The sequence below is a fragment of the Citrobacter sp. Ca225 genome (genome assembly GCF_030337175.1).
Taxonomy (GTDB): Bacteria; Pseudomonadota; Gammaproteobacteria; order Enterobacterales; family Enterobacteriaceae; genus Citrobacter_A; species Citrobacter_A amalonaticus.
This window is the reverse complement of record NZ_JAOWCD010000097.1, coordinates 42,888-62,883: the sequence shown is the minus strand read 5'-3', so window position 1 is coordinate 62,883 and position 19,996 is coordinate 42,888. Positions and strand designations below refer to the sequence as shown.

Annotated in this window: 19 protein-coding genes and 1 tRNA gene; 14 read left to right on the top strand and 6 right to left on the bottom strand. The window is 52.8% G+C overall.

Going from position 1 to position 19,996, the window contains the following annotated elements; translation table 11 throughout:
• Positions 1–98: 98 nt before the first annotated feature.
• The 8 genes from OGW13_RS18190 to yejF all read left to right on the top strand — a co-directional run bounded on the left by OGW13_RS18190 (position 99) and on the right by yejF (position 10,190).
• Complete coding sequence (locus tag OGW13_RS18190) at positions 99–1,085, top strand: CobW family GTP-binding protein (protein ID WP_187250956.1); 987 nt, start codon at positions 99–101, stop codon at positions 1,083–1,085.
• A 38-nt stretch (positions 1,086–1,123) separates the two neighbouring features.
• Positions 1,124–1,837 carry a phosphatase PAP2 family protein gene (locus OGW13_RS18185; RefSeq protein WP_043001882.1) on the top strand — a complete coding sequence of 238 codons (714 nt, stop codon included), beginning with the start codon at positions 1,124–1,126 and terminating at the stop codon, positions 1,835–1,837.
• A 413-nt stretch (positions 1,838–2,250) separates the two neighbouring features.
• Complete coding sequence (mepS, locus tag OGW13_RS18180; protein ID WP_043000104.1) at positions 2,251–2,820, top strand: bifunctional murein DD-endopeptidase/murein LD-carboxypeptidase; 570 nt, start codon at positions 2,251–2,253, stop codon at positions 2,818–2,820.
• A gap of 185 nt (positions 2,821–3,005) precedes the next feature.
• Positions 3,006–4,562: a cyclic di-GMP phosphodiesterase gene (locus OGW13_RS18175; RefSeq protein ID WP_043000103.1), complete on the top strand. Its 1,557-nt coding sequence runs from the start codon at positions 3,006–3,008 to the stop codon at positions 4,560–4,562.
• 102 nt (positions 4,563–4,664) lie between these two features.
• Complete coding sequence (locus tag OGW13_RS18170) at positions 4,665–6,479, top strand: extracellular solute-binding protein (RefSeq protein ID WP_044258738.1); 1,815 nt, start codon at positions 4,665–4,667, stop codon at positions 6,477–6,479.
• Positions 6,480–7,574, top strand: a complete 1,095-nt coding sequence (locus OGW13_RS18165) for a microcin C ABC transporter permease YejB (RefSeq protein ID WP_044258612.1) — start codon at positions 6,480–6,482, stop codon at positions 7,572–7,574.
• Positions 7,574–8,599 carry an ABC transporter permease gene (locus OGW13_RS18160; RefSeq protein ID WP_043000101.1) on the top strand — a complete coding sequence of 342 codons (1,026 nt, stop codon included), beginning with the start codon at positions 7,574–7,576 and terminating at the stop codon, positions 8,597–8,599. The genes OGW13_RS18165 and OGW13_RS18160 overlap by 1 nt, the downstream gene beginning before the upstream one ends.
• A 1-nt stretch (position 8,600) precedes the next feature.
• Positions 8,601–10,190 (top strand): microcin C ABC transporter ATP-binding protein YejF, encoded by a 1,590-nt coding sequence (yejF, locus tag OGW13_RS18155; protein WP_061069854.1) that lies wholly within the window; start codon positions 8,601–8,603, stop codon positions 10,188–10,190.
• A gap of 3 nt (positions 10,191–10,193) precedes the next feature.
• Here yejF and OGW13_RS18150 read toward each other — a convergent pair whose 3' ends face one another.
• The 3 genes from OGW13_RS18150 to rsuA form a co-directional block, all read right to left on the bottom strand.
• Positions 10,194–10,538, bottom strand: a complete 345-nt coding sequence (locus tag OGW13_RS18150; RefSeq protein WP_043000099.1) for a YejG family protein — start codon at positions 10,536–10,538, stop codon at positions 10,194–10,196.
• Between the two features lie 342 nt (positions 10,539–10,880).
• On the bottom strand, positions 10,881–12,071 hold the full coding sequence (locus tag OGW13_RS18145; protein ID WP_043000098.1) for a Bcr/CflA family multidrug efflux MFS transporter: 1,191 nt from the start codon (positions 12,069–12,071) through the stop codon (positions 10,881–10,883).
• Positions 12,072–12,086: 15 nt separating this feature from the next.
• Entirely contained in the window at positions 12,087–12,794 is a 708-nt protein-coding gene (rsuA, locus tag OGW13_RS18140; protein ID WP_043000097.1) for a 16S rRNA pseudouridine(516) synthase RsuA, read from the bottom strand.
• Between the two features lie 151 nt (positions 12,795–12,945).
• Between rsuA and radD the strand changes: the two genes are divergently transcribed.
• Both radD and rplY read left to right on the top strand, forming a co-directional pair.
• Positions 12,946–14,706, top strand: coding sequence for a DNA repair helicase RadD (gene radD / locus OGW13_RS18135; protein ID WP_054175996.1), 1,761 nt, complete (start codon positions 12,946–12,948; stop codon positions 14,704–14,706).
• 124 nt (positions 14,707–14,830) lie between these two features.
• Positions 14,831–15,115 carry a 50S ribosomal protein L25 gene (gene rplY, locus OGW13_RS18130; protein ID WP_043000095.1) on the top strand — a complete coding sequence of 95 codons (285 nt, stop codon included), beginning with the start codon at positions 14,831–14,833 and terminating at the stop codon, positions 15,113–15,115.
• Positions 15,116–15,166: 51 nt separating this feature from the next.
• On the opposite strand, the gene yejK is transcribed toward rplY, so the two are convergent.
• Positions 15,167–16,174, bottom strand: a complete 1,008-nt coding sequence (gene yejK, locus OGW13_RS18125) for a nucleoid-associated protein YejK (RefSeq protein ID WP_044268661.1) — start codon at positions 16,172–16,174, stop codon at positions 15,167–15,169.
• Between the two features lie 180 nt (positions 16,175–16,354).
• Between yejK and OGW13_RS18120 the strand changes: the two genes are divergently transcribed.
• The 3 genes from OGW13_RS18120 (at position 16,355) to OGW13_RS18110 (ending at position 18,524) form a co-directional block, all read left to right on the top strand.
• Positions 16,355–16,582: a YejL family protein gene (locus tag OGW13_RS18120; RefSeq protein ID WP_042317936.1), complete on the top strand. Its 228-nt coding sequence runs from the start codon at positions 16,355–16,357 to the stop codon at positions 16,580–16,582.
• A gap of 31 nt (positions 16,583–16,613) precedes the next feature.
• Entirely contained in the window at positions 16,614–18,374 is a 1,761-nt protein-coding gene (yejM, locus tag OGW13_RS18115) for an LPS biosynthesis-modulating metalloenzyme YejM (RefSeq protein WP_061069852.1), read from the top strand.
• A 73-nt stretch (positions 18,375–18,447) separates the two neighbouring features.
• Positions 18,448–18,524 (top strand) — tRNA-Pro (locus tag OGW13_RS18110).
• A gap of 100 nt (positions 18,525–18,624) precedes the next feature.
• On the opposite strand, the gene OGW13_RS18105 is transcribed toward OGW13_RS18110, so the two are convergent.
• Entirely contained in the window at positions 18,625–19,014 is a 390-nt protein-coding gene (locus OGW13_RS18105; RefSeq protein ID WP_287116337.1) for a HumD family translesion DNA polymerase, read from the bottom strand.
• Positions 19,015–19,096: 82 nt separating this feature from the next.
• Here OGW13_RS18105 and OGW13_RS18100 point away from each other — a divergent pair, with 82 nt between their 5' ends.
• Entirely contained in the window at positions 19,097–19,336 is a 240-nt protein-coding gene (locus OGW13_RS18100; protein ID WP_044258164.1) for a DinI family protein, read from the top strand.
• A gap of 125 nt (positions 19,337–19,461) precedes the next feature.
• Here the strand turns inward: OGW13_RS18100 and OGW13_RS18095 are convergent, their stop codons facing one another.
• On the bottom strand, positions 19,462–19,863 hold the full coding sequence (locus OGW13_RS18095; RefSeq protein ID WP_125340102.1) for a hypothetical protein: 402 nt from the start codon (positions 19,861–19,863) through the stop codon (positions 19,462–19,464).
• Positions 19,864–19,996: the final 133 nt, after the last annotated feature.

The window sequence follows — 19,996 nt, the reverse complement described above, 5'->3', positions numbered from 1 at the left end:
TGAACGGAGGCCGTCTTCGTTCGCCCCGTCCTTCTCTTTTTCACTTTTTTTCGCCAGGATTAATGGAAACCGTTACGGTACATTATTCTGGAGCAGGCGTGACCAAAACTAACCTCATCACCGGTTTCCTCGGCAGCGGAAAAACCACTTCTATCCTCCATCTGTTAGCGCACAAAGACCCCACCGAAAAATGGGCGGTACTGGTCAATGAGTTCGGTGAGGTCGGCATTGACGGCGCTCTGCTTGCTGATAGCGGCGCGTTGCTCAAAGAGATCCCCGGCGGCTGTATGTGCTGCGTGAACGGCCTGCCCATGCAGGTTGGACTGAATACCCTGCTGCGTCAGGGAAAACCAGACCGCCTGCTGATCGAACCAACTGGACTGGGGCATCCGAAACAGATCCTCTCCCTCCTCACAGCACCGGTGTATGAACCCTGGATCGACCTGCGCGCCACGTTGTGCATTCTTGATCCTCGCGGATTGCTGGATGAAAAAAGCGTTACCAATGAGAACTTCCGCGATCAGTTAGCGGCAGCAGATATCATTGTGGCGAATAAAACCGATCGTGCGACTGCGGAAAGTGAACGTGCGCTGCAAACCTGGTGGCAACAGTTTGGCGGCCACCGTCAGTTAGTGCAGGCCACGCATGGTCAGATTGACAGACAGTTGCTCGATTTACCGCGTCTGAATCTGGCTGAATTGCCCACCAGCGCCGCGCATTCGCACAGCCATCCAGAACCGCGAGGATTGGCGGCGCTGAGCCTGCCAACTCAACAACGCTGGCGTCGTAGCCTGAACAGCGGTCAGGGGCATCAGGCCTGCGGCTGGATTTTTGATGCCGATACGGTCTTTGACACCATCGGACTGCTGGAATGGGCACGACTGGCGCCGGTTGGCCGGGTGAAGGGAGTCATGCGTATTCCGGAAGGCCTCGTGCGCATTAATCGCCAGGGCGAAGATCTGCACATTGAAACGCAGAATGTCGCGCCGCCGGACAGTCGTATTGAACTGATTTCCAGCACCGAGGCAGACTGGAATACGTTGCAGAGCGCATTGTTGAAGCTTCGTTTAGCTGAACACGCGTAAGGTTGCCTGCGATTTATTGAACAGCGAACACGTTAAATATGAAAATCCGGTTACCACTGATACTTCTGCTGAATGTTGCCGGTCTGGCGTTATTCATGAGCTGGTATATGCCCGTGAATCATGGATTCTGGTTCCCGGTTGACGCTGGCATTTTCCACTTCTTTAACCAGAAACTGGTAGAGAGCCAGGCCTTCCTGTGGCTGGTCGCCATCACCAATAATCGGGCGTTTGACGCCTGTTCCCTGCTGGCGATGGGTTGTCTGATGCTGAATTTCTGGCTGAAAGAAACGCCTGCTGGCCGCCGCCGTATTGTCATCATCGGTCTGGTGATGCTGCTTACCGCCGTGGTTCTGAACCAGGCAGGTCAGGCGCTGCTGCCTGTAAAACGCGCCAGTCCTACGCTCAGTTTTGCTAATATTTATCGCGTCAGCGAATTGCTGCATATTTCGACGAAGGATGCCTCCAAAGATAGTTTCCCTGGCGATCACGGGATGATGCTGCTTATTTTCGCCGCATTTATGTTGCGCTATTTCGGAAAAGCCGCAGGATTTATCGGCCTTATTATTGTTGTGGTTTTTGCTTTCCCACGTGTCATGATCGGCGCCCACTGGTTCACCGATATCGCCGTAGGATCATTAACCGTGGTTCTAATTGGCCTGCCCTGGTGTCTCCTGACCCCGTTAAGCGATCGCCTTATCGCGCTTTTCGACAATTATCTTCCCGGCAAAAACACACAAATCTTAAACAAATAACCCACAGTTATTAACATTATCAGGGTTTATTCTTACGCCCTGATGATGTGTTAAGATAAATTATTCATCTCATCGTCATTATTTTGTCATGACATTACCTTTTAGAATGAATGAGTTGCCTGTTTTTCCGCCATTTTGCGTTTAAATTGACCAATCCCGTTTATTCACTTTCTGTATCACATTTTCTTATTAAAATTCAGATAAAATCACTCGCCAAGCCTGAAACGATCGGGTAACCTCGAACTCGTTTTGCCTCGCTGGGTTATTATTCTCTTCGCGAATAAATTTGTGCGTTCTGCCACAGTTTTGCGCTTAAAGAATTGTCTCATTGTGCGCAGGTAATTAGTCTCGTCACGTTTGGCATTTTTTATAACGATATTTATCGTTAAGGACTTCAAGGGAAAACAAACAAAATGGTCAAATCTCAACCGATCTTGAGATATATCTTGCGCGGGATCCCCGCGATAGCAGTCGCGGTACTGCTTTCTGCATGTAGCACTACCACAAACACCGCAAAGAACACGCATTCTGAGACGCTTGGTGTGAATCAAGAAGCTTCCTCACTGCAAGCTTCTCAGGATGAATTTGAGAGTATGGTACGTAACCTCGATGTTAAATCGCGGATTATGGATCAGTACGCTGACTGGAAAGGCGTGCGCTATCGTCTCGGCGGCAACTCCAAAAAAGGTATTGATTGTTCCAGCTTTGTACAGCGTACATTCCGTGAACAGTTTGGTTTAGAACTCCCACGCTCCACCTACGAGCAACAGGAAACCGGTAAATCCGTTTCGCGCACTAATCTGCGTACTGGCGATCTGGTTCTGTTCCGCGCAGGTTCGACGGGCCGTCATGTTGGTATTTACATTGGCAACAACCAGTTTGTTCATGCCTCTACCAGCAGCGGTGTCATCATCTCCAGCATGAACGAGCCATACTGGAAGAAGCGCTATAACGAAGCGCGTCGGGTTCTGAGCCGCAGTTAATCGTTTGGTTGCTATCCCTTGGCGACCCTGACGAGACAGACGAAAAGCATCGCTTCGGCGGTGCTTTTTTTTGATTCCCTTTTTCTCCCTGTGGAAAAGCATGACTCGCCGAAGCAATCCAGGCTATAGTCTTGTTATTCCATCACATTTATCATCATCGCAATCTCAGGATAAAGCCAGGCATCATGTTCACTCACGCCTTAACGACTGGTCGAAAAATCGTGCTTACCTGCCTGATTACCGGGGTTGTCGTTGCTATTGTTATCAGTAGCTTACAATTCGTGATGGCGTGGCATAAGCGGGAAGTTAAATACGACACGCTGGTTTCTGACATTCAGCATTACCTGGTTAGCTATTTTGCCGATCTCAAAAGTACTACCGACATTCTTCAACCGTTGACTTTAAAGACCTGTAAACAAGTCAGCGCAGAACTCACTTCCCGTGCCGCCTTTAGCCTGAACGTTCGTGCCTTTTTGCTGGTCAAGGATAAGAAAGCATTTTGCTCATCGGCAACCGGAGGCATGGATACGCTGCTGACTGAACTGGTCCCCAGCCTCGATATTGGTAAAGATATCGATATGGCGATTATCCCGGGAACGCCGATGATGCCCAATAAACCCGCGATGGTGATTTGGTATCGTAATCCCCTGATGATGAATAGCGGCGTTTTCACCTCCCTGAATATCAACCTTACGCCGTATTTGCTCTATACCGCCCGCCAGGAAGACTTTGACGGGATTGCCATCATCGTCGGCAACACCGTGTTGTCGACCTTTTCAGACCATCTGCTCACCGTTGATGAACTCGACGGTTCACCGGAGCGCGAAGCAAAAATTGCCGGTGTTCCGGTGACAATCAGGCTATACGCAACCAACTGGACCTGGCCCGACTTATGGTATGCCCTGCTTCTCGGCGGGATGGGTGGGATCATTGCGGGTTTACTCTGCTACTACGTCATGAGCATTCGCTTGCGGCCCGGAAAAGAGATCCTCACCGGGATCAAACGCGATCAGTTCTACGTCGTCTATCAGCCTGTCGTGGATACGCAGTCGCTGAAGGTCACCGGGCTGGAAGTGTTGCTGCGCTGGAGACACCCAACGGCAGGAGAAATCCCACCTGATGCGTTTATTCATTACGCTGAGGCCCAGCACATGATTGTGCCGCTGACCCAACATCTGTTTAAGCTGGTGGCGCGGGACGCCCCTACGCTGCAAAAAGTCCTCCCGGTCGGCGCGAAGTACGGTATCAATATTGCGCCTGATCACCTGCACAGCAGCAGTTTTAAAGATGACGTTCGGCAGTTAGTCGCCGCGATGCCGCCCAACCACTTCCAGATCGTGCTGGAAATTACTGAACGCGACATGCTCAAGCAACATGAAGCGTCACAGTTATTTGAGTGGCTGCACGCCGCGGGCTTCGAAATTGCGATAGACGACTTCGGCACCGGCCACAGTGCGCTGATTTATCTGGAACGCTACACCCTGGATTATCTGAAAATCGATCGCGGTTTTATTAACGCCATTGGAACAGAAACCGTCACTTCGCCGGTGCTGGATGCAGTGCTGACGCTCGCTAAACGCCTCGATATGATGACGGTAGCCGAAGGGGTGGAAACGCCTGAGCAGGCAAAATGGCTGCATGAACGCGGGGTTCGCTTCCTGCAGGGCTACTGGATTAGCCGCCCGCTGCCGCTCGACGAATTTGTTGATTGGGTTTCACAGCCACACGCGCTGAAATGGTAAAGTCCCAACGCGTGGATTCACAACAGACGCCACCTGCCCTATTATTCAGGCATCAGAGTGACCTGCGCGGGCAGGTAAGCAAGACAAGGAATCCCTTTGCAGATAATCGTTCGCATATTGCTGCTGTTTGTCATGTTGATAAGCGCGAGTGTCCAGGCGCAGGCGATCAAAGAGAGTTATGCCTTCGCGGTACTGGGAGAGCCTAAATACGCGTTCAACTTTGATCATTTTGATTACGCCAATCCCGCCGCCCCCAAAGGCGGTCAGATTACCCTTTCCGCGCTCGGCACCTTCGACAACTTCAACCGCTACGCCCTGCGAGGTAACCCCGGCGCCCGGACCGAACAGCTTTACGACACCCTGTTTACCACCTCTGATGACGAGCCCGGCAGCTATTATCCGCTGATCGCCGAGAGCGCACGCTATGCAGAGGATTATTCGTGGGTGGAAATCACGATCAACCCCCGCGCTCGTTTTCATGATGGCTCGCCCGTCATGGCCAAAGATGTCGCCTTCACTTTCAACAAATTTATGACTGAAGGCGTGCCACAGTTTCGTCTGGTCTACAAAGGCACAACGGTTAAAGCCATTGCCCCACTCACCGTACGCATGGAGCTCGCGAAGCCGGGTAAAGAGGATATGCTCAGTCTGTTCTCATTACCCGTAATGCCACAAGCGTACTGGAAAGATCATAAGCTCAGCGACCCGTTGTCCAGACCGCCGCTGGGTGGTGGTCCTTATCGCATTAGTCAGTGGAAGATGGGGCAATATATTGTCTATACGCGCGTGAAGGATTACTGGGCGGCCAATCTGCCGGTCAATCGTGGCCGTTGGAACTTCGATGTCATTCGTTATGACTATTATCTCGACGACAACGTAGCCTTTGAGGCCTTTAAGGCCGGCGCGTTTGATTTGCGCCTGGAGAGCGATGCCAAAAACTGGGCGACGCGCTATGTTGGCAAAAACTTTGATAATCAGTACATCATCAAAGATGAGCAGAAAAATGAATCAGCGCAGGATACGCGCTGGCTGGCGTTCAACATTCAGCGCCCCGTTTTCAATGATCGACGCGTCCGTGAAGCCGTTACGCTGGCGTTTGATTTTGAATGGATGAATAAAGCGCTGTTCTACAACGCCTGGAGCCGGGCAAACAGCTATTTCCAGAACACCGAGTATGCGGCCAGAAACTACCCCGATGCGGCTGAACTGGTCCTGCTTGCGCCGATGAAAAAGGATCTGCCGCCGGAAGTCTTCAGCCAGATTTATCAGCCTCCCGTATCCAAAGGTGACGGTTACGATCGGGAAAACCTGTTAAAAGCGGATAAATTACTGAAAGACGCGGGCTGGGAACTGAAAGGTCAGCAACGGATTAACACGGTCACTGGCAAACCGCTGAATTTTGAACTGCTCATTTCCGCCGCCAGTAACAGCCAGTGGGTCTTGCCCTTCCAGCATAATCTCCAGCGTCTGGGGATTACGATGACTATTCGTCAGGTGGATAACTCACAGCTCACCAATCGCCTGCGCAGCCGGGACTACGACATGATGCCGACCCTGTGGCGGGCGATGCCGTGGCCCAGTTCCGATCTGCAAATCTCCTGGGCGTCCGAGTATATCGACTCAAGTTATAATTCTCCTGGTGTGAAAAGTCCGGTGGTCGATAAACTGATCGCTCAAATCATCGCCGCACAGGGTGATAAAAACAAACTGCTGCCGCTTGGACGTGCGCTGGACCGCGTGCTGACCTGGAATTACTACATGTTGCCGATGTGGTACATGGCGGAAGATCGACTGGCCTGGTGGGATAAATTTTCCCGTCCAGGCATTCGTCCAATTTATACCATTGGCCTGGATAACTGGTGGTATGACGTAAACCGGGCAGCGAAGTTACCTGCCGCCAGACGGCAGGGTGAATAAATGGGCGCGTACCTGATTCGTCGTTTGTTGCTGGTTATCCCGACGCTCTGGGCAATCATCACCATCAACTTTTTTATCGTGCAAATTGCCCCCGGCGGCCCGGTCGATCAGGCGATTGCCGCCATCGAATTTGGTCAAACGAGCGCGCTGCCCGGTGCCGGGAGCGAAGGTGTTCGCGCCAGCCATGCCCGAACCGGGGTGGGAAATATCAGCGACAGCAACTATCGCGGGGGACGCGGCCTTGATCCGGAAGTGATTGCCGAAATCACCCAACGCTACGGTTTCGATAAGCCACTGCACGAGCGCTATTTCACCATGCTGTGGAACTATATCCGCTTTGATTTCGGCGACAGCCTGTTTCGTAGCGCCTCGGTACTGACGCTCATCAAAGAGAGTCTGCCGGTGTCGATCACCCTGGGGTTGTGGAGTACGCTCATCATCTATCTGGTGTCGATTCCGTTGGGGATCCGCAAGGCCGTGCATAACGGCAGCCGGTTTGACGTCTGGAGTAGCGCGTTTATTATCATCGGCTACGCTATCCCGGCGTTTCTGTTCGCAATACTGTTGATTGTCTTCTTTGCCGGCGGCAGCTATTACGACCTCTTCCCGCTGCGTGGTCTGGTCTCGGCGAATTTTGACACGCTGCCGTGGTATCAAAAGGTAACCGACTATCTGTGGCACATCACCTTACCCGTCCTGGCGACAGTCATTGGCGGGTTTGCTGCATTAACGATGCTGACCAAAAATTCCTTTCTTGATGAAGTGCGCAAGCAGTATGTCGTCACTGCCCGCGCCAAAGGGGTCAGTGAAGGGAATATCCTGCGGAAGCACGTTTTTCGTAACGCCATGCTGCTGGTGATCGCCGGTTTTCCGGCCACCTTCATCAGCATGTTTTTTACCGGTTCGCTGCTGATCGAAGTGATGTTTTCCCTCAACGGTCTGGGCCTGTTGGGTTATGAGGCAACGGTGTCACGCGACTACCCGGTGATGTTTGGCACGCTGTACATCTTCACCTTGATCGGCCTGCTGCTGAATATTCTCAGTGATATCAGCTATACGCTGGTCGATCCGCGCATTGATTTTGAGGGACGTTAATGGCCCATTTAAGCCCCGTCAATCAGGCCCGCTGGGCGCGTTTTCGCCATCATCGTCGTGGCTTCTGGTCGCTGTGGATTTTTCTCGTCCTGTTTGGTCTGAGTCTGTGTTCTGAATTGATTGCTAACGATAAACCGCTGTTAGTGCGCTACGACGGAAGCTGGTATTTCCCGCTGGTCAAGAACTACAGTGAGAGCGATTTTGGCGGGCCGCTGGCAACAAGGGCGGATTACCAGGACCCGTGGCTGAAGCAACAACTGGAAAGCCGCGGGTGGGTCCTCTGGGCTCCGGTGCGCTTTGGGGCGAACAGCATCAACTTTGCGACTGACAAACCCTTCCCCTCGCCCCCTTCGGCGCAGAACTGGCTGGGTACCGATGCCAACGGCGGCGACGTGCTGGCGCGAGTGCTTTACGGCACGCGGATCTCCATTCTTTTCGGCCTGATGCTGACTTTGTGTTCAAGCGTCATGGGTGTACTGGCCGGAGCGCTACAGGGCTACTACGGTGGCAAAGTGGATTTATGGGGCCAACGGTTTATCGAGGTCTGGTCGGGTATGCCGACGCTGTTCCTGATTATTTTGCTCTCCAGCGTCGTGCAGCCTAACTTCTGGTGGCTGCTGGCGATTACGGTGCTGTTTGGCTGGATGAGTCTGGTCGGCGTGGTGCGTGCGGAGTTCTTACGCACGCGAAACTTCGACTATATCCGGGCCGCCCAGGCGCTCGGCGTCAGCGACCGCAGTATTATCTTTCGCCATATGCTGCCCAACGCGATGGTTGCCACCCTGACCTTCTTACCGTTCATTTTATGCAGTTCCATCACCACTCTGACGTCGCTCGATTTTCTTGGCTTTGGTTTACCGTTAGGTTCTCCTTCGCTCGGTGAGTTACTCCTGCAAGGCAAAAACAACCTGCAGGCGCCGTGGCTGGGTATTACTGCGTTTTTGTCGGTCGCCATTCTCCTCTCGCTGCTGATCTTTATTGGCGAGGCCGTCCGTGACGCATTCGATCCCAACAAGGCGGTGTAACATGACGCAACCTTTGCTCGATATAGACAATCTGACGCTGGGATTTCGTAAGCAGGAAACGGTTCGTACGGTAGTTAACGCGGTGTCGTTGCGCGTGGAGGCCGGCGAAACGCTGGCGCTGGTAGGAGAATCCGGTTCCGGCAAGAGTGTTACCGCACTGTCGATTCTGCGCCTGTTGCCCACGCCGCCCGCCGTATATCTTAGCGGCGATATCCGTTTTCACGGCGAGTCATTACTCCACGCCAGCGAGCAGACGCTACGCGGCGTGCGCGGCAACAAGATCGCCATGATTTTTCAGGAGCCGATGGTGTCGCTGAACCCGCTCCATAACCTCGAAAAACAGCTCTATGAAGTCCTTTCCCTGCACCGCGGTATGCGCCGGGAGGCGGCACGCGCAGAGATAATAAGCTGCCTCGATCGGGTCGGTATTCGGCAGGCTGCAACCCGGCTGGGCGATTATCCGCACCAGCTTTCCGGCGGCGAGCGTCAGAGGGTGATGATTGCGATGGCGCTGTTAACGCGACCCGAATTACTCATCGCCGACGAGCCGACTACCGCGCTGGATGTCTCGGTACAGGCGCAGATCCTGCAACTGTTGCGCGAACTCCAGCGCGAGCTGAACATGGGGATGCTGTTTATCACCCATAATCTCAGTATTGTCAGGAAGCTCGCCGACAGCATAGCGGTGATGCAAAACGGGCAATGCGTTGAGCAAAACCGGGCCGCTCCCCTTCTCCACGCGCCCACGCATCCCTATACGCAGAAATTGCTCAACAGCGAGCCGACAGGCGACCCCGTACCGCTACCAGCCGGACATTCACCTCTGCTAAAGGTCGAGGATTTGCGCGTCGCCTTCCCCATTCGCAAAGGGATTCTCAAGCGCGTGGTGGCAAACAATGAGGTGGTGAAAGGCATCAGTTTCAGTCTGCAACCGGGTGAAACGCTGGGGCTGGTTGGTGAGTCAGGGTCAGGGAAAAGTACCACCGGGCTGGCGCTCCTGCGGCTTATCACCTCTCAGGGCAGCATAGAATTTGACGGCCAACAGTTACAACATCTTAACCGCCGACAGTTGTTGCCCGTACGTCATCGTATTCAGGTGGTCTTCCAGGATCCCAACTCCTCGCTGAATCCGCGTCTGAGCGTGTTACAAATCATTGAAGAGGGACTGCGCGTTCATCAACCATCGCTCTCAGCCGAACAGCGCGAGCAGCAGGTCATGGCGGTGATGGCGGAAGTGGGACTGGATGCCGACACGCGCCACCGCTATCCGGCGGAGTTTTCCGGCGGTCAGCGCCAGCGGATTGCGATTGCCAGAGCGCTGATCCTGAAGCCGTCATTGATTGTTCTTGATGAACCAACATCATCTCTCGACCGGACCGTGCAGGCGCAAATTCTCGCGCTGTTGAAATCGCTACAGCAAAAGCATCGCCTGGCCTATATCTTCATAAGTCACGATCTGCACGTGGTACGTGCGCTATGCCATCAGGTGATTGTGCTGAAACAGGGAGAGGTTATTGAGCAGGGGCAATGCGAGCGCGTCTTTAGCGCACCGCAACAGGCGTATACGCGTCAACTTCTCACGCTAAGCTGACGCTCAAAATGGATTGTTGTTAGAAAACGGTTCGGCAATGGCCACGCCAAAGTTTTTCAGACGACAGGTCGCGGCAAATTCGTCCTGGCGATTCACAAACAGACACGGTTCGCCTTCACATTCCAGTACGGAACATGGCACTTCGATATCACTGAGCGCCTGACTGAGTTTATGCATCACCGGCCAGGCGCTATCGCCATCCGGACTCAGCAGTTTAAGCGCCACCAGACTGTTTTCGACGCTTTGGCCATTTTGCGGAATCGGTTCAACTTTCGAACCTGCGAAACCCGCAGACCAACGATAGTTCTGTGGTAAGCGATGAACGATTGAGAGCTGTAATGTTGTCACTTTCTTTCCCCGGAAGCACAATCACTTCACAATTTATTTACATCTATATTAACACATCATTGACAATCCGTCCTTAAACGGATGCATAACGTGGCAATCCTTCTCCCGCGTGGCCAGTATGTGGGGTATGGCCTTTATTAAAATAGAGATTTCCAGTCGGGACAGGAGCGCGGGCTATATGTACCCGTTTCTGCGATCTAACTCAACCTTTTTAACTACAATGATGTGACTTTTTACATAAATTGATTTTACATAAAATAAACATATATCGGGGGAATGATAGGATTGTCGTTGACATACATCAACAAAGGAAGCCGAACGGCTTCCATATTGTGTATTTGATCACCGTTTTTTCGGGCGGCTCGCATAGAGATAGAACAAAATTGAACAGCTTGCACAGAAGGCAATAGACCAAATCATCGGCCAGGCTGAGTTAAACGTTGCCAGAGAGAGTAACGCGCCAACAAGCGCGCCAATGCCAAAGCGGAAAGTGCCCGCCAGCGATGAGGCCGTTCCCGCCATGTGTGGGAACTCATCGAGGATCACCGCCATCGCATTGGAAGAGATCATCGACACGCAACCGACAAAGACTGCCACCCCCAGCACCAGCGCCCAGAAACCGATGCCAAACAGCGCACTCAGCACCATCCACACCGCCATCGCCAGTTGGATCCACAATCCGGTACGGAACATGTTCAGCGCACCGATCCGGCGTACGAAGCGACTGTTAAAAATCGTCATAATGAATAAAAAGACGATGTTTAGCGCGAAGTAGTAGCCAAAATCCTGCGGCGATACGTGGTTGATTTCGATATACACGAACGGCCCGGCGCTGAGAAAAGAGAACATCCCGGCAAAGCTAAAGCCGCTTGCCAGCATATAGCTCAGCACCCGCTTATGGCGAAACAGCGAGGCAAAGTTACCTATTGTCGTGCGGATATGGAACGGCTGGCGCTTTTCAACCGGTAACGTCTCTTTAATGAGCGTTGCGATCATGACAGAGGCCAGAACCGCGGCGATCGCCAGGATCCAGAAGATAGAGTGCCAGCTCAACCACACCAGCACCCAGCCGCCGATGATTGGTGCCATCAGCGGTGCAATCGTGGTCACCAGCATGACGAACGACATCATGCGGGAGAACTCTTCTTTAGGATACATATCGCGCATCAGCGCATTGATCACCACGCTGGCAGCGGCTGCAGCCAGACCGTGGAAGAATCGCATCACAATCAGCTGATCGATGGTCTGCGCCAGCGCACAGGCTACGGCGGCGGCAGCGAACACCAGCGTGCCACCGAGGATCACCGGTTTTCGCCCAAGGCTATCCGCCATCGGCCCATACAATAACTGCCCGACTGCGAAGCCCAGAATATAGGTGCTAAGCGTCATCTGTGCGCTGCCCGCCGGCACGCCAAACTGCTCGGAGATCACCGGTAGCGCCGGAAGGTACATATCGATCGACAGCGGCATTAACATCGCCAGCAGACCGAGAATAAAAACAATGGCAAAGGACGAGTGCTGCCGGGTGGTCACAAAAAACTCCTGAATTTAGCTGGACGACATGCCGACGCTGGCAATTTCGGCTTCGGTCAAAGGGCGATACTCACCGGGTTCAAGGTCAGCATCAAGGGTAATGGCGCCTATCCGCTCACGGTGCAGTTCGACCACGTGGTTACCCACGGCGGCAAACATCCGTTTCACCTGATGATAGCGTCCTTCGCTGATGGTCAGACGCACCTGCGTCGGGGTGATAACCTCAAGCACAGCCGGTTTGGTGAGATCTTTTTCATTATGTAACTGCACGCCTTTTGCAAACTGCGCGGCGGTATCTTCGGCGACGGGCGACTCCAGCGTGACCAGATACGTTTTCTCGCAGTGGTGACGCGGAGAGGTGATGCGGTGCGACCACTGCCCGTCGTCGGTCATCAGCACCAGACCGGTGGTGTCGATATCCAGGCGACCCGCAGCGTGTAATTTATGCGCGACCGGCTCATCCAGGAAATACAGGATTGTCGGATGATCCGGGTCATCCGTCGAACACACATAGCCCTGGGGTTTATTAAGCATAAAGTAACGTGGGCCGTTTTGCTGAACCAGCGTGTTGCCGTCATATGCTACGTCGTGTTCTGGCAGCAGTTTGAACGCAGTATTCCGGATGATTTCACCATCCACGGTAACACGGCTACCGCGGATTTCACGCCCGGCAATAGCGCGGCTGACGCCGAGTTGCTGAGCGATAAATTTATCAAGTCGCATGAGTGTGATTTTGCCTGTAAAAATACGGGAGTCGGGCGCGTCGCCCGAAAAGTGGAGCCGTTATCTGCCCAGTATAGCGGGCTAACAACATCCCTCAAGGGAAAACGATTCGTGGCATACTATACCCGAGTTCGTTACGTATTGTGAGACCATGATTTTTACACTTCGCCCCTACCAGCAAGAAGCCGTGGATGCCACGCTCAACCATTTCCGTCGCCATCGCACGCCTGCGGTGATTGTTCTGCCCACTGGCGCCGGTAAAAGCCTGGTGATTGCTGAACTGGCGCGCGTCGCCAGAGGCCGCGTGCTGGTTCTGGCGCATGTGAAAGAGCTGGTGGCGCAAAACCATGCCAAATACTGCGCACTGGGGCTGGAAGCCGATATTTTTGCCGCCGGACTTAAACGTAAAGAGAGCCACGGTAAAGTGGTGTTCGGCAGCGTTCAGTCCGTGGCTCGCAATCTGGACGCCTTCCAGAGCGAGTTTTCGCTGCTGATTGTTGATGAATGCCATCGTATCGGCGATGACGAAGAGAGCCAGTATCAACAGATACTCACCCATCTGAGCAACGCCAATCCCCACATTCGCCTGCTGGGGCTGACCGCCACCCCTTTTCGTCTGGGCAAAGGCTGGATCTATCATTTTCACTACCACGGTATGGTGCGCGGCGACGACAAGGCGCTGTTTCGCGACTGCATTTACGAACTGCCGCTGCGCTACATGATTAAGCACGGCTATCTTACGCCGCCGGAACGCCTCGACATGCCGGTGGTGCAGTACGATTTCAGCCGCCTGCAGGCGCAAAGCAACGGTCTGTTTAGCGAAGCCGATCTGAATCGTGAGCTGAAAAAGCAGCAGCGTATCACACCGCATATCATCAGCCAGATTATTGAATTCGCCCAGACCCGCAAAGGGGTGATGATTTTTGCCGCCACCGTCGAGCATGCCAAAGAGATTGCCGGACTGCTGCCGAAAGCGGATTCCGCGCTGATTACCGGCGACACGCCGGGTCCTGAACGTGATGAGCTGATAGACGCGTTTAAGGCTCAGCGTTTTCGTTATCTGGTCAACGTCTCCGTCTTAACCACGGGCTTCGATGCCCCGCACGTCGATCTCATTGCCATTCTGCGCCCCACCGAGTCAGTCAGTCTGTACCAACAAATTGTGGGTCGCGGCCTGCGTCTCGCACCGGGAAAAACGGACTGTTTGATTCTGGATTACGCCGGTAATCCGCACGATCTCTATTCTCCGGAGGTGGGGAGCCCGAAAGGCAAAAGTGATAACGTGCCGGTCCAGGTCTTCTGCCCGGCCTGCGGTTTCGCAAATACCTTCTGGGGCAAAACTACCGCTGACGGTACGCTGCTCGAACATTTTGGCCGCCGCTGTCAGGGTTGGTTTGAAGATGATGAAGGACATCGCGAGCAGTGCGATTTTCGCTTCCGCTTTAAAAATTGCCCGCAGTGCAACGCCGAAAACGACATTGCCGCTCGCCGCTGTCGGGAATGCGATACGATCCTTGTCGATCCCGACGACATGCTGAAAGCAGCGTTGAAACTGAAAGACGCGCTGGTGCTCCGCTGTAGCGGCATGACGTTGCAGCACGGCCATGACGAGAAAGGCGAATGGCTGAAAATCACCTACTATGACGAAGATGGCGCGGACGTTAGCGAGCGCTTTCGCCTGCAAACCCCTGCCCAACGTACGGCATTTGAACAACTGTTTATCCGCCCGCATACCCGCACGCCAGGTGTGCCGCTACGCTGGATCACCGCGGCGGATATCCTCGCGCAACAACCCTTGTTACGCCATCCCGACTTTGTGGTGGCGCGGATGAAAGGCCTGTACTGGCAGGTGCGGGAAAAGGTATTCGATTACGAGGGGCGTTTCCGTCGGGCACATGAATTACGCGGTTAATCGTACTTTTGATTGATGTAACGGGCGTTTGAGGATAGAATCTCGCCCGCTTTTGCATACGCAAAGCAGATCACTTACCTGTTGCTGGGTCGCCTGTAGCAGGAATTATTAAAGAGAGATTTAAATGTTTACTATCAACGCTGAAGTACGTAAAGAGCAGGGTAAGGGTGCGAGCCGCCGCCTGCGTGCCGCTAACAAGTTCCCGGCAATCATCTACGGTGGCAAAGAAGCCCCGATTGCTATCGAACTGGACCACGATTCCATCATGAACATGCAAGCTAAAGAAGGTTTCTATAGCGACGTTCTGACCATCGTTGTTGACGGTAAAGAAGTAAAAGTTAAAGCTCAGGCTGTACAGCGTCACGCGTTCAAGCCGAAGCTGACTCACATCGACTTCGTTCGCGCGTAATCGCCAACAAGTTGAAGAAAACCCCGCTCCGGCGGGGTTTTTTTATGGCTTTTAATTACCGCCAGACGTACGGCGCTGAAGCTGATCGCGCAGGTTCGGCGGCGTGCCTTTAATGGTCAACGTATCCGTTGCCGGATCCCAGAAAATACGCTCGCCCAGTAGCATCGCGTCAAAGTTAATGGTTAACCCACCGCCGCTGCCGGCATATTTGGTCAGTTGGCGCAGCGTGCTGCGATCGGCCGGGAAGCTCTCTTCCAGCTCATAGCCCTTCTCTGCCGTAAACTCGCTAAAACTCACTTCACTGACGCCAGAAAGTTCTTTTGACAGCGACTCCAGCTCAATTTCCTCACCGGCCTGAAGCTGCTCGTTGCAGTAGCTGTACACCTGCTGGCGCACGTTTTGGCGCTCAGCTTTATCCAGTTGCGCTTCAGCGGTGAAGTCATCGACCGCCTGCAGCAGTCCACGGTTTTGCGCCTTGGCGTTGAGACCTTCGCTGGCTCCGAGGAAATCCATAAAGAAGTCAGCCACTTTTCGCCCTACCCGCCCCTTCAGGAAGGTCAGATAGCGGGTGGATTCCGGATTGGTTTCCCACTCGGTCAGATCGATACGCGCGACGATATCCGCATGGTTGATATCCAGATAGTGCGTCGGGTTGATATCCAGATTCTCATTGACGCGCATGCTGCTTAAGTTGTTCAGCACCGCCACCAGTAAATACTCTACCGCCAGATAGCGATAATGACAGAACAGCACAATGCCGCCGTCAGCAAACGGGTATTTGGCGAGCTCGTCACGTAAACGTCCGGTCGCCGCACGGCTAAAGGCGAGAAAATCTTCCTCACCCTGGCGCTGTAAGCGCAGCGCTTGCGCCAGTTCGCTCTCTTCGCTGAACAGACCATACGCTTTGTTTTTCGCGCTATAGACCCGATGCAGTTCAGCCATCATATCGACAACGGTGTTTGTCGGTTCCAGTAATGAATCGCGCAGGACCAGCTCAAGGTTTTGCTCATCACGCTTGATAAGCTGGTGCAGGGCAATCTGGTTGATATCCAGACTCATGATAAACTCTCCTTAAAGACCGGGCGGTATTCAACCACCACCGGCGAGGCGACGCAACAGAAGATGCAGCGCCGTTTTGCCTGTCGCACGGTAGCGCGAATTATTGAGGATAAAAAAGCGGAAAAAAAACTGTTGCTACGGTAATATGTTGCCCTTTCATGAATAAACTGATGTCGATTTATGCCACAAATCTCCCGCTATAGTGACGAACACGTTGAACAACTGCTCACCGAGATGCTCAACGTACTGGAAAAACATAAGGCACCGACTGATCTTTCCCTGATGGTGCTGGGAAACATGGTCACCAACCTTATTAATACCAGCATTGCCCCGGCTCAGCGCCAGGCGATTGCGAACTCTTTTGCCCGCGCATTGCAGTCCTCGGTTAACGACGACAAAGCGCACTAAAAGCCGATTTTGGGGAAACGAACGACACGTTATGGTAACTCATCGTCAGCGCTACCGTGAAAAAGTCTCCCAGATGGTTAGTTGGGGGCACTGGTTTGCACTGTTCAACATTCTGCTGGCTATCGTGCTCGGCAGCCGTTACCTGTTTGTCGCCGACTGGCCGACAACGCTGGCCGGTCGCGTTTACTCTTATCTGAGTATCGTCGGCCATTTCAGCTTTCTGGTGTTTGCCACCTATCTGCTGATTCTGTTCCCGCTGACGTTCATTGTGATGTCCCAGAGGCTGATGCGTTTCCTGTCAGCCATTCTGGCGACGGCCGGAATGACGCTTCTGCTGATCGACAGCGAAGTGTTTACCCGTTTCCACCTGCATCTTAATCCCATCGTCTGGGAACTGGTGATTAACCCCGACCAAAATGAAATGGCGCGCGACTGGCAGCTGATGTTTATCAGCGTGCCGGTTATCTTATTGATTGAAATGCTGTTTGCGACCTGGAGCTGGCAAAAACTGCGCAGCCTGACGCGTCGTCGTCACTTCGCCAAGCCGCTGGCCGCCTTCTTCTTTGTGTCATTTATTGCTTCACATGTGGTCTATATCTGGGCGGATGCCAATTTCTATCGTCCGATCACCATGCAGCGCGCCAATCTGCCGCTCTCCTATCCGATGACCGCGCGCCGGTTTCTGGAAAAACATGGCCTGCTGGATGCGCAGGAGTATCAGCGCCGTCTGGTCGAACAGGGGAATCCGGAAGCGGTGTCCGTGCAGTACCCACTAAGCGAATTACGCTATCGCGATATGGGAACCGGGCAAAATGTCCTGCTGATCACGGTCGATGGCCTGAACTATTCGCGCTATGAAAAGCAGATGCCGGCACTTGCCGAATTTGCCGGGCAAAACATTGCCTTCACGCGCCACATGAGTTCCGGCAACACCACCGATAACGGTATTTTTGGCCTGTTTTACGGCGTGTCGCCGAGCTATATGGACGGTATTCTGTCCACCCGAACGCCGGCTGCGCTGATTTCGGCTCTGAATCAGCAAGGCTATCAGCTGGGACTGTTCTCTTCCGACGGCTTTACCAGCCCGCTCTACCGCCAGGCGTTACTGTCTGATTTCTCGATGCCAAGCGTACAGACGCAGTCTGACGAACAGACCGCCAGCCAGTGGATCAACTGGCTGGGGCGTTACGCGCAGGAAGACAACCGCTGGTTCTCGTGGGTTTCGTTTAACGGCACCAACGTTGACGACAGCAACCAGTCTAACTTCGTTCGCCGCTACGCTCGCGCGGCGGGAGATGTTGATAAGCAGATCAACCGTGTGCTCGGCGCGCTGCGTGAGTCCGGTAAACTGGATAACACGGTGGTGATAATCACCGCCGGTCGCGGCGTCGCGTTGAGCGATGAAGAGAAAAACTTCGCCTGGTCGCGCGGTCACCTGCAGGTTCCGCTCATTATTCACTGGCCGGGGACTCCCGCACAGCGGATCAACAGCCTGACCGATCACACAGACGTCATGACCACGTTGATGCAGCGTCTGCTCCACGTCAGCACGCCTGCTAATGAATATTCGCAGGGGCAGGATCTGTTCAATGCCAATCGTCGTCACTACTGGGTAACGGCGGCCGATCTCAGTACGCTGGCAATCACCACGCCGGAAATGACGCTGGTGCTGAACAACAACGGCAAGTACCAGACATACGATTTACGCGGCGAGAAGATTAAAGATCAGAAGCCACAGTTGAGTCTGTTATTACAGGTGCTGACAGACGAGAAGCGTTTTATCGCTAACTGATTTATTATTAATCAGTTAGCTGGATGTCCCCTTGCATTCGGTACGGAAAGCGGTAGTATTAGCTCCCACGAGTCGGCACGTAGCGCAGCCTGGTAGCGCACCGTCATGGGGTGTCGGGGGTCGGAGGTTCAAATCCTCTCGTGCCGACCAAAATACTCCTTAAGAACCAGCCTCTTACGGCTGGTTTTTTTATGCCTGAAATTTGTACGGGGTGAAACTGGGGTGAAATGGGGGTGAAACCACCGTCATATTAGATGACAGGGCAGCTATCAAACTCTCCCGATCGTGCATCATTGATGATGTAAGCGATCACCCCAAATACTGGCGAAGTCACATTGTAGTCACCCGTTGAGTCTGGTATCTCTTCGCGCTTACCGTTCTCCAGGTTCACCAGGTGAGGTCTTGGGTGCAAGCGGAAGCGCTTTATCTTTAGCTCACCATCTAACCTACAGATGAGCAGAGAGCCATCGCAAGGTATCAGGGAGCTATCTACCACTAACAAGGCACCATTCATGATGCCTTCTCTCCAGTATGTCTGCCCTGCTCTCATGAAGTATGTAGCTGATGGATGCTCAATAAATTTCTCGTCTAGCGATATGTGGCGCTCAACGTAGTCCGCTGTCGGAGAAGGGAAGCCCATAGTTACCTCTATCTACTATTGACACTGGATAAAAACACAGTATATATACTGTATATCCAACCAGTAAAGGGAGAAGGTAAAAATGTTTGTTGAGCTGGTTTATGACAAGAGAAACGTTGCCGGGTTTCCAGGTGCAAGTAACATCATTCTGGCCGAATTGACGAAGCGGGTGCACCGGATTTTTCCCGATGCTGAGGTGAGGGTAAAGCCAATGCAGGCTAACGCCTTAAACAGCGACTGCACCAAAACTGAGAAAGAACGGCTGAACCGCATGCTTGAGGAAATGTTTGAAGAATCTGATATGTGGCTGGTGTCAGAATAAGAGCATTGTTTTGTCATATTGCATATGTAGAATCCGCACCGGCTGGCAATCATTCAATACTCGCACTATCGAACGATCGCCAGCCGCCGTCCGTTCCTGCATACGACGAACAACGGCAACTTTTTTCAGGCGCATTTACTGGTGACATTCTTTGTCGTAACCCCCGAAGAGGCGAGCTTAAGCGCCCGGTTAAATGCAACAACTGTCACGGGTTTTTCCTCTGCTTTAACTCGATTAGAATGACTCTGGAAAACATAAACATCATCAGGATAAATTTCCCTTCTGCGTAAAATTATGTTTCGAACCGGCGAAGGAGCTATTATATTTATTTCCTTCAATCTTCCTCTTTGCTCAAAGGTCAAATTACTACCAACCAAGTTAGTATAGCGAAGCATTCTTACCCTTCCGATACCAACTGGTAAATAGTGAAGGCACACCCACAAATCGGCCCATGTATCACTGATATCCAGCAATCTATGGTTGATTGATGCAATCTCATAAAACGTAAGCAAATCCCTCTCCCCCATTTTACGCAAGAAAATCCTTCTATATTGTTTACTACAGACTGATAGACGATATCTACTAGTTACCTAAATTGAGCTAAATTTTTATAATGATTACAAGCCTTCGGATACGCAAATATTACAGGTTTTAGTATGC

Excerpts from the sequence above, each read along its gene's own strand:
- OGW13_RS18175 (WP_043000103.1), top strand. The coding sequence starts at position 3,006 with ATGTTCACTCACGCCTTAACGACTGGTCGAAAAATCGTGCTTACCTGC.
- yejM (WP_061069852.1), top strand. The coding sequence starts at position 16,614 with ATGGTAACTCATCGTCAGCGCTACCGTGAAAAAGTCTCCCAGATGGTT.
- OGW13_RS18185 (WP_043001882.1), top strand. The coding sequence starts at position 1,124 with ATGAAAATCCGGTTACCACTGATACTTCTGCTGAATGTTGCCGGTCTG.
- OGW13_RS18105 (WP_287116337.1), bottom strand. The coding sequence starts at position 19,014 with ATGGGCTTCCCTTCTCCGACAGCGGACTACGTTGAGCGCCACATATCG.
- OGW13_RS18095 (WP_125340102.1), bottom strand. The coding sequence starts at position 19,863 with ATGGGGGAGAGGGATTTGCTTACGTTTTATGAGATTGCATCAATCAAC.
- rplY (WP_043000095.1), top strand. The coding sequence starts at position 14,831 with ATGTTTACTATCAACGCTGAAGTACGTAAAGAGCAGGGTAAGGGTGCG.
- OGW13_RS18160 (WP_043000101.1), top strand. The coding sequence starts at position 7,574 with ATGGCCCATTTAAGCCCCGTCAATCAGGCCCGCTGGGCGCGTTTTCGC.
- OGW13_RS18100 (WP_044258164.1), top strand. The coding sequence starts at position 19,097 with ATGTTTGTTGAGCTGGTTTATGACAAGAGAAACGTTGCCGGGTTTCCA.
- yejK (WP_044268661.1), bottom strand. The coding sequence starts at position 16,174 with ATGAGTCTGGATATCAACCAGATTGCCCTGCACCAGCTTATCAAGCGT.
- yejF (WP_061069854.1), top strand. The coding sequence starts at position 8,601 with ATGACGCAACCTTTGCTCGATATAGACAATCTGACGCTGGGATTTCGT.
- rsuA (WP_043000097.1), bottom strand. The coding sequence starts at position 12,794 with ATGCGACTTGATAAATTTATCGCTCAGCAACTCGGCGTCAGCCGCGCT.
- OGW13_RS18165 (WP_044258612.1), top strand. The coding sequence starts at position 6,480 with ATGGGCGCGTACCTGATTCGTCGTTTGTTGCTGGTTATCCCGACGCTC.
- OGW13_RS18120 (WP_042317936.1), top strand. The coding sequence starts at position 16,355 with ATGCCACAAATCTCCCGCTATAGTGACGAACACGTTGAACAACTGCTC.
- mepS (WP_043000104.1), top strand. The coding sequence starts at position 2,251 with ATGGTCAAATCTCAACCGATCTTGAGATATATCTTGCGCGGGATCCCC.
- radD (WP_054175996.1), top strand. The coding sequence starts at position 12,946 with ATGATTTTTACACTTCGCCCCTACCAGCAAGAAGCCGTGGATGCCACG.